At 65.5% G+C, this 12,436-nt stretch carries 14 protein-coding genes and 1 tRNA gene; 4 read left to right on the forward strand and 11 right to left on the reverse strand.

Annotated elements, in window-relative coordinates:
- Position 1: 1 nt before the first annotated feature.
- The 4 genes from LZ496_RS12650 to LZ496_RS12665 form a co-directional block, all read right to left on the reverse strand.
- Complete coding sequence (locus LZ496_RS12650) at positions 2-1,864, reverse strand: flavohemoglobin expression-modulating QEGLA motif protein (RefSeq protein ID WP_249905081.1); 1,863 nt, start codon at positions 1,862-1,864, stop codon at positions 2-4.
- Positions 1,861-2,655 carry an N-formylglutamate amidohydrolase gene (locus LZ496_RS12655; RefSeq protein ID WP_249905082.1) on the reverse strand — a complete coding sequence of 265 codons (795 nt, stop codon included), beginning with the start codon at positions 2,653-2,655 and terminating at the stop codon, positions 1,861-1,863. The genes LZ496_RS12650 and LZ496_RS12655 overlap by 4 nt, the downstream gene beginning before the upstream one ends.
- A 107-nt stretch (positions 2,656-2,762) precedes the next feature.
- Complete coding sequence (locus LZ496_RS12660; protein ID WP_249905083.1) at positions 2,763-3,104, reverse strand: hypothetical protein; 342 nt, start codon at positions 3,102-3,104, stop codon at positions 2,763-2,765.
- A gap of 58 nt (positions 3,105-3,162) precedes the next feature.
- Positions 3,163-3,444 carry a type II toxin-antitoxin system Phd/YefM family antitoxin gene (locus LZ496_RS12665; protein WP_249905085.1) on the reverse strand — a complete coding sequence of 94 codons (282 nt, stop codon included), beginning with the start codon at positions 3,442-3,444 and terminating at the stop codon, positions 3,163-3,165.
- A 191-nt stretch (positions 3,445-3,635) separates the two neighbouring features.
- Here LZ496_RS12665 and LZ496_RS12670 point away from each other — a divergent pair, with 191 nt between their 5' ends.
- From LZ496_RS12670 to LZ496_RS12680, 3 genes are all read left to right on the forward strand, one after another.
- Positions 3,636-4,169, forward strand: coding sequence for an RNA polymerase sigma factor (locus LZ496_RS12670; RefSeq protein WP_249905086.1), 534 nt, complete (start codon positions 3,636-3,638; stop codon positions 4,167-4,169).
- 80 nt (positions 4,170-4,249) lie between these two features.
- Positions 4,250-5,977 (forward strand): vWA domain-containing protein, encoded by a 1,728-nt coding sequence (locus LZ496_RS12675; protein WP_249905087.1) that lies wholly within the window; start codon positions 4,250-4,252, stop codon positions 5,975-5,977.
- Between the two features lie 127 nt (positions 5,978-6,104).
- The gene (locus LZ496_RS12680) at positions 6,105-7,124 is read left to right on the forward strand and encodes a hypothetical protein (RefSeq protein ID WP_249905090.1); all 1,020 of its coding nucleotides are present in this window, start codon (positions 6,105-6,107) and stop codon (positions 7,122-7,124) included.
- A 289-nt stretch (positions 7,125-7,413) separates the two neighbouring features.
- On the opposite strand, the gene folE is transcribed toward LZ496_RS12680, so the two are convergent.
- The 7 genes from folE to LZ496_RS12715 all read right to left on the reverse strand — a co-directional run bounded on the left by folE (position 7,414) and on the right by LZ496_RS12715 (position 11,613).
- On the reverse strand, positions 7,414-8,037 hold the full coding sequence (gene folE, locus LZ496_RS12685) for a GTP cyclohydrolase I FolE (protein ID WP_249905091.1): 624 nt from the start codon (positions 8,035-8,037) through the stop codon (positions 7,414-7,416).
- Positions 8,034-9,359 carry an FAD/NAD(P)-binding protein gene (locus LZ496_RS12690; RefSeq protein WP_249905092.1) on the reverse strand — a complete coding sequence of 442 codons (1,326 nt, stop codon included), beginning with the start codon at positions 9,357-9,359 and terminating at the stop codon, positions 8,034-8,036. The genes folE and LZ496_RS12690 overlap by 4 nt, the downstream gene beginning before the upstream one ends.
- Positions 9,360-9,364: 5 nt before the next feature.
- Positions 9,365-9,610, reverse strand: a complete 246-nt coding sequence (locus tag LZ496_RS12695) for a DUF6356 family protein (protein WP_249905093.1) — start codon at positions 9,608-9,610, stop codon at positions 9,365-9,367.
- Between the two features lie 25 nt (positions 9,611-9,635).
- Positions 9,636-9,712: transfer RNA gene (locus LZ496_RS12700), tRNA-Arg, on the reverse strand.
- Between the two features lie 36 nt (positions 9,713-9,748).
- A complete protein-coding gene (locus tag LZ496_RS12705; protein WP_249905094.1) occupies positions 9,749-10,579 on the reverse strand; it encodes a carbon-nitrogen hydrolase family protein in 831 nt (276 codons plus the stop codon).
- Positions 10,576-10,833, reverse strand: coding sequence for a glutaredoxin 3 (gene grxC / locus LZ496_RS12710; RefSeq protein WP_249905095.1), 258 nt, complete (start codon positions 10,831-10,833; stop codon positions 10,576-10,578). The genes LZ496_RS12705 and grxC overlap by 4 nt, the downstream gene beginning before the upstream one ends.
- Positions 10,834-10,866: 33 nt before the next feature.
- Entirely contained in the window at positions 10,867-11,613 is a 747-nt protein-coding gene (locus LZ496_RS12715; protein ID WP_249905096.1) for a ComF family protein, read from the reverse strand.
- Between the two features lie 19 nt (positions 11,614-11,632).
- On the opposite strand from LZ496_RS12715, the gene LZ496_RS12720 reads away from it, so the two are divergent.
- Positions 11,633-12,427: a methyltransferase domain-containing protein gene (locus LZ496_RS12720; RefSeq protein ID WP_249905097.1), complete on the forward strand. Its 795-nt coding sequence runs from the start codon at positions 11,633-11,635 to the stop codon at positions 12,425-12,427.
- The last annotated feature ends 9 nt before the right edge of the window (positions 12,428-12,436 follow it).

The raw sequence follows: 12,436 nt of genomic DNA on the forward strand, positions 1-12,436 counted from the left end.
GTCATGCTCCCGTCGTGATTGCCGCCAAACCCTTTGCGCCGCGCAGCGCCGCTACCCGTTCCTCGACGGCGTCATTGTCGAGGAACAAGGGAATGAACCGAGGCGCCTGAACGAGCCCGCGCTGCAACAGTTCCTCGATCGCCGGTACGTGCGCGACCGCGATCTTGCCCAGCCAGAAGGGCGCCAGCGAGGCGCCGCGCTCGACGATTTCCATCACCGCCTTGAACCCCTGCAGATAGATGGCGTCCTTCGCGAGCCCGCCCGAACGGAACACCCGCGCGGCGATCCCGAACGCGCCCTGAGAGGAGAAACCATGATCGCGGTGAAGCAGCCGATGGGTATCGATGAAGGTTGCCCCCCGCTGCATCGCATCCACCGCGACCACCCGCCCCGCCAGCAGGCGCAGCCGCGTCCGCGTCAGGCCCCCGCTCGCCCACTCCGCGAACACGCCAAGGCCTTCCTGCACCCCCTCATATCCGGCGAGCCCCGACCGGAAGATGGTGAGGCCCTGTGTCTTGCCGTTGAAATAGGTCAGCAGATGGACGCCGACTTCATGCGCCAGAAGCGCGTCCAGCCGCCGCCGCGGCATCACCGTATCGGCGCCGATGAGCAGCTTCCGCCCCGACACCAGCAGGCCCGCGACATCCTCCCGGACCTGCACGTCCGGCGTGAAATCGGGATGCTGTTCACGGTATCGCGCCGCCAGCTCCCCGGCCGCCTCGGCAATCTCCGGCGCGTTGACGGTGGGGCCGCGCGGCGGATCCTTTGCCGACGATCCCAATATGGCCTTTGCATCCGCCAACAGCGGATCGTCGACCATCCCGTAAAGGAACATGGACGCGGGCCGGAAGGCGGGCGTGTTGCGGGTCGCCAGCATCGTCAGCTGCGCATCCAGCTCATGCCTTTTCTCGCCCAGCAACCGCTCCAGCAACGGATCCTCCAGCGCCCGGAAATCGATCGCGTACAGCTCGCGCTTGGCAAGGTCGGGATCGACCGTCAGCGGCCGATAATGGAAGTGCGGCGGTTGCTGCTCATGGCCCGCCGCGAACCGGGCATAGGCCTTGGCCGTGTCGATCGGGGAGATGGACAGCAGGAAGTCGAAGCTCCGCGCCACCCGGTCCAGCTTCTTGTCGGCCTTCAGCGCCGCAGCGAGATAGGCGCTCCGACCCAGCGAGCGGTAATGCTTCGGAACCTCGGTCTTGCCGTCATCCATGAAGGCGCAGGCCGCGCGGAGCAGGGAATCGCCGATCCCCACCGATATGTCGTGGGCGATCGCCGGATACTCCCCGCCCTCCTTGCGCCGGTGGATCTGCGGCACGCGCAGCGACATACGCTCGACGCCCTCGATGCGATTCAGAAGCTTGTTGAACGGACCGGGAAGCAAAGCTTCGAACGGCACCCGTTCGACCTTGCAGTCGCGAAGGTCGATCTCGATGTCGCGCAGATCCTCCTCCAGCGCCGCGGCCGCCCTTCCGACATCGCCCTCGTCCCCCGCGCCGACCTGGGCGACGAACGGCGGCAGCTCCTGGGACCCTTCGCGATGAAACTCGACCGGCTGGTCGGCCAGGGTGACCACCAGCAGCCGCCCTTCCCGTTCGACCGCGGCCGATGCCACCGCCTCCAGTGCCGACAGTGCAACCGCATCGTCGCCGGGCGACCACAGCAGATAGGCCGGGCTGTCGACCGCGATCCGCCGCGCCAGGCTGGTTTCCGGATCGTCCGTCCGGTGCAGGATCAGGAACGGCAGCCAGCGGTCCAGGTGCACCCGCCCACTCTCGCCGACAGCCTGCCGAAGCGCACCCGTGCTCGCATATTCCGGCTTGAACCCCGGCGGCGCCTCCTTGAGGTCGGGCAGCGCGCTCATCCCAGCAGGCCTCGCGCCTTGTCGGCGGTAAAAGCGATGAACCGCCGCATCGCCTCAAGCTCCGCCGGATCGGGCTCGCCGCTCCACTCGTCCATGAAGAATTTCTTGAATTCCAGCGCGATCGCGCAGCCGCGCCCGGGGTATCGTTCGTGCACGAACCGCGTTTGCTCGCCCTTGCCCTGGAAGGCGATATTCTCGCGGACGTCGAGCGTCCGGCCGTTGAAGTCGAACCCGGCCATCGCCTCCATCAGCGGATCGAGCAGGAACGCCCACTCCTCGCGCGGCATCGAAAATGTGCCGATATTGATATCGGGCGCATCTTTCGGCGGCGTCGCTTCGGTGTCTGGCCCGTCGCGGCGATGGTTGTAGCTGTGCACATCGATCAGCACGAAGCGCCCATGCGTCGACGCGACATCGTCCAGCAGGCCCGCGAGCATCCGGTAGTAAGCGGCGTGGATCGCCAGCGACCGGTCGGCAAGACCCGCGGGAAGCGGCTGGTGCCATACCTCAAGGCCCCAACTCTGCTCCGCCGTTTCATAAACGGCCTCGACCGGGCCGCGATTAAGGTCGAATTCGAACCGCGACCGGTGGACGACGACATGGGTCGGCACATCCAGGATTGCCTGCCCCGTGAACGGATCCTCTTCGCGAAGCCGCTCGGCATCGCTTAGGCTCATCGCCGCCGCGACTTCGGGCCGAAGCCCGTGCCCGTCGTGGATCGCTGTCGCCACGATCGGCCCGCCGCCACGCTGCACCGTCCACCACGGGCCAAGGTCGCTATGCTCGCTCATCGGATGACTAAGCGTTTCGGACGCGGTTCGGTTTCCTCACAAGCTGCCGAGCGCAGCGCGGCAATTGCCCAGCAATCGCAAGCAGCGCGTGGTGACAGCGAGTGCCGCTACTCCGTCCGCTTCACCGATGACGTCTGCTGTGCATGGTAGTTGGCGGAAATCTGCACCTTCACCTGCTCGTACAGTCGCGCGGGGATTGCACCATATAGCAGCGTGTCGGAGCCCTTTGCCGCCCGAATGTCGGGCCCGGGCCAGATGAACTGATTGACCTCCGTCGTTATTATCCAGCTTCGTCCATCATCCAGGCCCAGGTGACGCTTGACCGCTTGGGGCACCTCGACGCCCCCGAAGGCCGGAGGCGCTGAGTGCGTTAAGGGTGCAACAATCAGGCGAGTGAAATCGCCTTCGACGATTCTCGCCAACACCACCACAACCGGACGATCTTTCACCCCTTCTTCCCGACCCTCGGCCGCCTCCCGCGCCCAGAGATAGGAATAACAGATGACGTCACCCGGTTCGGGAATCGTCCATGAGATTGTCGAGCGACTTTGATCGCTCGGAAGGTTCGGCGGTCCGGATGGCTTCGATGGCATTCTCGTCGAGGTCCTTTACCGACAGAACCTGGCGATCACGGCGAAGGAGTCGCTCATATTCTTTAAGCGAGAGCATCACGACGCGGGTGACGCCGTGTCGCTGGATACCGACCGGATGAAGCATCGCCTCATCGGTATAATATCCAAACTTGCCCGCAACCTCCTTGGCCGGGACCGCCAATAGCGGTTCTGTCACATTGGTCTCCTCGACTCCGCTGCTGCCGGAATAGGCAGCCTCCGTGCGCGGACGAAGTCGCTAAAAGCCGGATAAGACTGATTTTCCGAATAGTCAAGATTTATAGCGAGTTTCTGGCTCTCCGATCTATCGGTCACGCGGCTGGCGCCCCCCATCCCATTTGTTATGAAGCACCGACAACCTCGTGACGGGTGGCGGCAATCGGCAGCGAACCAGATTCCAGTCTCATCGCCGCCGCTGCCGCCGGCGATCGCGACGCGTTCGCCGCGCTGCTCGAACGCCATTACGACCGCATCCACGGCCTCGCCTGGCAGCTCACGGGATCGCGCGCCGACGCCGACGACATCGCCCAGGACGTCTGCTGCGCGTTGGTCGAGAAGATCGGCAGCTATCGCGGGGACGCCAAGTTCACCACCTGGCTCTACGGCATCACCTTTAACGCCTGCAGCGACTGGCGCCGCCGTCGCCGCAGCTTCGGTGTCTTCAGCGAGAAGCTCGCCGTCCTCGTCGGCCTCGCGGAAAAGCCCGACGGCCGCGATCTCTACGATGCCGTCTGGATCAAGAGCGCCATCGCCCGCCTGAAGCCCGCGCTTCGCGACACCGTCGTCCTCGTCGCGGGTCAGCAGCTGACCCATGCCGAGGCCGCCGAAATCCTCGGCATCGCCGAAGCCACGGTGGCCTGGAGAATGCACGAAGTCCGCCGCATCCTGTCTTCCGAAAAATAATCTTCAAAGGAAATCCCCCGCTCCCGCGTCCCAGTAATCGGGCAGGCACTTTTGCCGCCCACTCAAAAGGGAGGTTTCAAATGGGGAGCCAGCATCGTCTCATCAGCGTCGCTCTCGCCGGCCTGCTCCTCGCGTCTTGCGCGGGGCGGTCGATTGACGAACAGGCGGCAGCACCGCCCACGGACGTTATTGCAGAACCGGCGGAAGCGGAATCCGCCGCCGACAGCATCGTCGTCACCGGCCAGATTGCCATCGGAAAGGCCCGCCAGGAAAACCGCGCCAAGGCCGCCCCGGCGCCAATGATGTCGCCCTACGCGCCGCCGCCACCGCCGCCGCCCGTGATGGACGCGAGCATGTGGCCGCCCGCCTACAAGGATGTCGGCCGCGACAAGTTCGACAAGTTCGTCGAGAACAGCTTCAAGATCGTCCGCGAAGCCCCGGTCTCGACCTTCTCGATCGACGTCGACACCGCTTCCTACAGCTGGGTCCGCGCCTCGCTCAATCAGAATGTCCTGCCGCAACCGGCCGCCGTCCGGACGGAGGAGATGATCAACTATTTCCATTACGACTATGCCCCGCCGGCGACCACGGCCCAGCCGTTCGGAACCAACGTCGCCGTCTTCCCAAGTCCCTGGGCGCAGGGCCGCAAGCTCGTCCGCATCGGCATCAAGGGCTATGAGGTCGCCCGCGCCACAAGGCCGCGCGCCAACCTCGTCTTCCTGATCGACACCTCCGGCTCCATGAACTCGCCGGACAAGCTGCCACTGGTGCAGAAGTCGCTGACCATGCTGCTCGATGAGCTGGACGCGCGCGACACCGTCGCCATCGTCACCTACGCGGGCAGCGCCGGGACCGCACTCGCTCCCACGCCGGCAAACCAGAAGGCCAAGATCCGCGCGGTCATCGACCAGCTCGGCGCCGGCGGAAGCACAGCCGGCGCGGAGGGCATCCGCCAGGCCTACAGCCTCGCCGAAGCCAATCTCGACCCCAATGGCGTCAACCGCGTCATCCTGGCCACCGACGGCGACTTCAACGTCGGAATCACCAACCAGGAGGAGCTGAAGGGCTATATCGAGCGCGAGCGCGGCAAGGGCGTCTTCCTCTCCGTCCTCGGCTTCGGCATGGGCAATTACAATGACGCGCTGATGCAGGCGCTGGCCCAGAACGGCAACGGCACCGCCGCCTACATCGACACGGCGCAGGAGGCCCGCAAGACCCTGGTCGAGGAGGCCGGTTCGACCCTCTTCCCGATCGCCAAGGACGTGAAGATCCAGGTCGAGTTCAACCCTGCCACCGTCGCCGAATATCGGCTGATCGGCTACGAGACCCGCGCCCTCAACCGCGACGACTTCGACAATGACAAGGTCGACGCGGGCGACGTCGGCTCCGGCCAGTCGGTCACCGCCCTCTATGAGGTGGTGCCGGTCGGCGGCCCGACCACCATGGGAAGCTCGCGCTACGGTGCAAAACCCGCCGTAACCGCCCGCTCGGCCGAGCTCGGCTTCGTCAAGATCCGCTACAAGCTGCCCAAGTCCGACACCAGCCGGCTGATCACCACCCCGATCGATAGCCGCGCCGCCTTCGCCAGCTTCGATGCCGCTCCGCGCGACGCCCGCTTCGCCACAGCGGTCGCTGGCTTCGCCGAGCTGCTTCGCGGCGGGCGCTACAACGGGTCGCTGACCTATGACGATGTGGTGCGGATCGCCAACGCGGCGCGCGGGCCGGACGAATATGGCTATCGTTCGGAATTCGTGCAGCTGGTGCGCGCTGCCAAGGGTGCGAAGTCGCTGGCGGCGCTGGAACGCTAGCGATTTCGGGCCGCCGGGGCCGAATGCCCCCTGACCCCGGCTCCGGCGGCCGCCCGAATAAGCGCTTACCAATGATGTTATAGTCGCTATGAGTTTGGCGACGCGACCTTACGAAGGAACTTAGGGCTTGGGACAGGAAAGCGACGATATCGTCTCGCTGCCGGCCCCGCCGCCGCCCAATCCCGCCGCGCGCCGCATCGCCATCGACACGGCGATGCGCAAGTTCGATGGCATCGAGGAACCCGCCAAGCCCCGCACCCGCCCGGGCATTTTCGGTTGGGCCGCCACCCACCGCCGCGCCACCGGCGGCCTCGTCACCGCCGCGCTGATCGCCGTCGTCGGCATCCCGGCCATGCAGATCGCGATCCGCAACCAGCCGCAGGAAGTTGCATCGGAACGGGCCGAGCCCAGCCTCCCGACGGCCAACGTCCAGTCAATTGATAGCAACCCCGCGCCAGACGCCGCCGCCCTCCCGGCCGAACCAGCCCCGGAACCACCGGCGACGTCAGTCCCGCTCGCCCGCAACGAACCCATCGCCGCGCCCGAAGAAGCCCGCGCCCTCGCCAAGCAGGAACAGCCCGGCTTCACGGATGCCCGCCCGGAGCAAAAAGCCAGAGTCGCCACCACCGCGCCACTGCTAAGCGCGCGCCCGGCTTCGCCAATGGCCTCGGTCGCGCCGGCACCACCCCCGCCAGCACCACCTCCACCCCCACCGCCGCCTCCACTGGCACCGATGGCGGAACGGGAGGCGGCCGACGCAGTCGCCGCACAGTCCGAGAACATTGTCGTCACCGGAACGCTTGCTCGGCGGCAGAATATGAAGTCCGCAGCGCCCGTCGCGGAGGTCACGGCGCAAGAGGCCTACGATGATTTCAACGACAAGCTGCAATCGGCCTTCCAGGCCAACAATAGCGCCGCCATCCTCCGTCTAATCGGCTTTCCCCTGAAGGTGGATTTCAACGGAGATGTCCGCACCTACCGAACCCGAAGCGAAGTAGAACGAGACTACGACCGCATCTTCACTATCGAGGTGCGGCAGTCAGTTCTCAACGGTCAGCCAGGCCGCCACCTGACCTTCGCGCCCCAGTGCCCCCGCACCGCTTGCCCGCCGGAAGCCACCGTCAGAATTAGAGCGGTGAGGCCTTAAGCCAGCGCAAGCCAACTTCGCGCCGACACCCTTCCCCTCCCCTCGTCATCCCGGACTTGATCCGGGATCTGCCTTCTTATCCTGCTAAACCACAAAGAGGTCGAGTGGCCGTCACGAACTAAATTCGTGACGTCGGTCGGGCGAAGCTAGCTTGAAGGCTCCGGCCGGCGCGCCGGTCGGAATGCTAGCTGAGGGTGGCCTGCGGCCACCCGCCGTCCGTGGCTCCGCCTCTCTACGCGCTGGCTTCCGAATGCTCACGCATTCGCTCGCCTGCGCTCGGACGCTCGGCCTAATACCCCATCAGCGCCAAAACCTCTTTCCGGCTCCGGTCATCTTCGCGAAAAACACCCATAATCCGCGACGTGGTCATCATCACGCCCGGCGTCTGGACGCCCCGGGCGGTCATGCAGGCGTGGCTGGCTTCGATCACCACCGCGACGCCCTTGGGCTGAAGATGCTCGCAGATGCAGTCGGCGACCTGCGCGGTCAGCCGTTCCTGAACCTGCAGCCGCCTCGCATAGCCGTGAAGAACGCGGGCCAACTTGCTGATTCCAACCACTTTATCGCGCGGTAGATAGGCGATCGACGCTTTGCCGATGATCGGCGCCATATGATGCTCGCAGTGTGACTGGAACGGGATGTCCTTCAGCAGGACGATCTCGTCATAGCCGCCAACCTCATGGAAGGTCCGCGACAGGTGATGCGCCGGGTCTTCGGAATAGCCCCGGGCATATTCGCGCCAGGCCCGCGCCACCCGCTTCGGCGTATCCAATAGGCCTTCGCGGTCCGGATCGTCGCCGGCCCAGCGGATCAGCGTCTTGACCGCTTCCTCGACCTCGCTCGGCACCGCGACCTTGGGCGCGCTGCTGACCAGGTCGCCGTCCTCGGGGCTGCATTCCCTGCCCTGGCTCATCGCTTCAATTCCTCGGCTATGTCGTCCGCCACGGTCGCCACCTGCCCCCTGATATCAGGGACGGCGGTGATTTCCCAAAAGCGGCCCTTGGTCAGCGGCCCCAGCGCCCAGGCCCGCTTTGCACCCGCGATCCGCGACCGGCCATCTACGTCCAGGCCCAGGTCGAGCGAATCCGGCCGCGCGTGGCCGCCGTCGAACAGGCTGTTAAGCAACGGATCGTCGCTTTCTGAAATGGCGCCCAGCGGCCCGGTGCAGTTCACGGCGAGGCAGAAGTTCACCGACTTGGCATTCTCCATCCCGCGCCGCTGGATCGCGACCGCAAGCTGGCCTTTCTCCTCGCGCATCGCCTTGACCCGGGCCGCGACGATATGGAGCCGCCCTTCCTGCACCAGCTGCTTGATGCGGCCGGCGACTTCCGGCGCGATCCGGTGGCGGTGGACGTCCCACCATGGCCGGGCATGGCGCAGGAAGCGTAGGCGATCGGCATCGGTCAGCGCCTGCCAGATCTGGTGCGTATAGGGCCGGATGCTGTCGACCGCGGCGCGCCAGCCGACCCGCGCGCTCTGGCTCCGCAGCCATTCCCACAATGCTTTAAGCGATCCTTGCGGGACTTCCTCGATCCTGACCGGCGCCGGATTGTGCTCGGCATGGGCGCGCGGAGCGAGGCCCCGCCGAGACAGGGCGCAGATCTGGCCGCGGTGCCCGGCTTCGTCCAGGCTCAGCACCACGTCGATCATGGTGAGACCGGTCCCGATCAGCAGGACGTCGCTGTTGAGGGCCGCCGCCCGTTCGACCGCCTTCCGCCCCTCATCGCTCCACGGGTCGTTGACGAACAGCTGCTCGGAAATTCCGGTCGCCGCTTCCGGCGGATCGGGCGCCTGATTGCCGTGGGCGACGACCAGCGCCTTGGCGTTGAGCTCCGTCCCATCGCCCAGCGCGACCGTCCAGCCGCCGCCAGCGCGCGGCCCGGCCGACTGCGCATCAGCCCGGACGACCGTCACCAGCCCGCTATCCTCCGCTTCCTGCAGGATCCCGCTCAGATATTCGCCATAGCGGCGCCGGGGCACGAAATCGCCCGGCTGATAACCCTCGCCCTCGACCGTCTTGGCGAAATGTTCTGGCTCGTCGGCCCAGGCGCCCATCTTCGCCGCGACGACGTTTAGCAAATGCGCATCTTCCGGCGTCGAGTATGCGGTGCCACGCCCTTCCCGGCCGCTCCGCTCGACTAAGGTTGCCCGGATGCCGCGACGTGCCAGCTCAGCCGCCAGCATCGTTCCGGAAAAGCCGCCGCCGACGATGATTACGCCGGTGTCACCCGTCACAGGGCTCAAATCTCATAGTCCGGCCAAGCGTTCGGGTTGGCCGCGCCGGCCTTCCGCTTCACCATATGATCGTGAAGGCTCATCACCGTCTTTCCGGCGGTTTCGGTGAAGAGGGCCGGGATGACCGCATGGACCATGCAGGCAATGCCCGCTCCCACCATCCGGGCGCCGATGACGATTGCTCCAACGCCATGCTCCCACCAGCTCATACCCAGCGACTTGGGGTGATCCTGGAACAGTTGCGCGAGCATTTTTCCCTCTCTTTTCAAAAACTTCTGGTGGCCCCGACAGGACTCGAACCTGTGACCTTCGGTTTAGGAAACCGCTGCTCTATCCTGCTGAGCTACGGAGCCATCCCACTTGCCCCTTAGGAAAGCTGCCGGGCTTAATCAATTCGCCACTGGCGCTATCGGCCGGCGATGCTGGTGAACCGGGATCCGCGACCTGACGTCGGCGATGCGCGTCAGGTCCAGTTCGGCGAAGGCCAGGCCCGGCTCACCGTCCATCTCAAGGATCAGTTCGCCCCACGGGTCGGCAACCAGCGAATGGCCATAGGTCTCGCGGCCATCCTCATGCCGCCCGGCCTGGGCCGCCGCGACGATGAACAGCTCGGCCTCGATCGCCCGGGCCCGCATCAGCACTTGCCAATGCGCTTTGCCGGTCGGGACGGTGAACGCCGCCGGCACCGAGATGACGTCGGCGCCTGCCTCGCTCAGCCGCTGGAACAGTTCCGGAAAGCGGAGGTCGTAGCAAATGGTGAGGCCCAGCTTTCCGACCGGCGTGCCGGGGACGATCACGGCCGACTTGCCTGCATCATACATCGCCGACTCTCGCCAGCTTTCGCCGGTGGGCAGGTCGACGTCGAACAGGTGGATCTTGTCGTACCGTGCGCGGATCTCGCCCTGGCCATCGATCACGAACCCCCGGTTGACCAGCTTTCCGCCTTCTCCCTTGAGGGCCAGCGATCCGAGGTGCACCCAGATGCCGTGCCTCGCCGCCGCTTCCCGAACGGCGGCCAGCACCAGATCCTCTGCCTCGGGCTTCGCCTTGCCCAGCGCCCGTTCCCGATCACGGTCGAGCATTCCCGACATCTCCGGGGTGAACAGCATTTGCGCCCCGCCGGCGGCGGCATCGCTTACGGCTGACACGAGGCGCTCCGCATTGGCCGCGGGGTCGATGCCGCTCTGGGCCTGGAACAGCGCGATCCGCGTCGCCGTCATGCGGCCAGCAACTCGTCCAGCTTGCCCTGCTGCTCCAGCCACATCAGGTCGTCGCAGCCGCCGACATGACGGCCGTCGATGAAGATTTGCGGTACGGTCATTCGTCCTCCGGCCCGCTCGACCATTTCCGCCTTCTTGGCTCCGCCGAAGTCCACCGCGATTTCCTGGAACTTCACTTTCTTCATTTCGAGCAGCCGTTTCGCACGCGTGCAAAAGCCGCAGGTCATTTTCGTATAGATTTCAACTTGGGCCAACGCGGCCTCCTCACGTCCCGATTCGTCAATGGCTTAACGCATCAGCTGCGATGGGCGAACCACCCTTGCCCAACAAATCAGCTCGACGCGGACAGCACCGGCCTTTCGCAGCACCTTTGCGCAAGCCTCGGCCGTGCTTCCGCTGGTCAGCACGTCGTCGATCAGGATGACCGTCTTTCCGGCCAGCTCGCTACCGTCACCTACCTGAAACGCGCCGGCGACCGCCTTGCGCCGCTGACTGTGGCTCATGCCTTTGAGCGGTTTGGTCCGCTTGATCCGCCGAAGCGCGTTGTTCGGCGTCGGCATGCGCCAGATCCGCCCAAGCTCCCGAGCGACCAGCGTGGACTGGTTGAACCCCCTGCTCCAGATGCGCCAGCGATGAAGCGGCACCGGGATGAGCAACGCCTCGTCATCCCACGCGCCCTTCAGCGGGGCCATATAGCGCGCCATCGTCCGCGCCAGTCCAACCTTTCGGCCATATTTTAGGTTAAGCGCGATAGCGCGCGGCAACTCGTCATAGGCCACCGCGGCGCGAATTCGGTGCAGGTGCGGCGGATCGGCAAGGCAACGGCCACAAGTGTCGGCTTCGGTCGCCAGAAGCGGCAGCCCACAACGCTCGCATCCCTCGCTCCCCAGCCACTCCATCCTGTTCCAGCAGGGCGGGCAAAAGGCACCCGCCTCCTCAATCACCTCGCCGCAGCCCGCGCAGCGCGGCGGAAGCGCATAATCGACCACCGCGCGGCCAAGCGAGCGAAGCGGATCAATCAGCGAACTTGCCATAACCCACTTGTTGCCGCGGATGACCCGACGCACAAGCGCCGGCGTGACTCGTGACCTGTTCGATCGCCACCTCCGGGCCGTGCGCCGCGACCGCGCCGCTCATCTGGGCCCGGAACTGTTCCTCTATGACCGCGCGTTCGACGACTGCCTCGAGCGGCTCCGTGACATAGCACGCCCGTTTGAAAGGGCGCTGCTGATCGGTTGCCCCTCACCCAAGTGGCCAGAACCCCTGCGACAGATGGTCGGGGATATCGACGTGGTGGACCCGGGATTGCGCTTTGCCGGGACAGCCAATGGCAGGCAGGTTGAGGAGGATCGCTTCGACTTCGGCGAGGAGCGCTACGACCTCTGCATTGCGATCGGTACGCTGGATTCCGTCAATGACCTGCCGCTCGCACTCCAGCTGATCCGCCGAGCAATGCGTAGCGACGCACCCTTCATCGGCGCGATGGCGGGCGGCAATAGCCTCGCAACGCTGCGGGCCGGCCTGATCGAAGCCGGTCGCGCGGCCGGCCGCATCGTCGGTCGCGCCCATCCACGCATCGACGCCTCCTCGCTCGCCCAGCTGCTAGCCACGGCAGGTTTCAACATGCCCGTCGTCGACATCGACCGCGTGACGCTCCGCTACAATAGCCTTGGTGACCTAATCCGCGACTTGCGTGCCATGGGCGCAACCTCCGTCCTGGCCGAACGCCCGCCCATCTTCACGAAATCGGAAGCTATTCACCTGCAAAATGCATTTACCGGAGCAGGCGAAGATGGCCGGACCGAGGAAATCGTGGAAATCCTCCATTTTCTGGCCTGGAGCCAATAATCGAGGCAA

Origin of the sequence: Sphingomonas caseinilytica (genome assembly GCF_023516455.1) — a bacterium.
In the GTDB taxonomy this organism is placed as follows: Bacteria; Pseudomonadota; Alphaproteobacteria; order Sphingomonadales; family Sphingomonadaceae; genus Sphingomicrobium; species Sphingomicrobium caseinilyticum.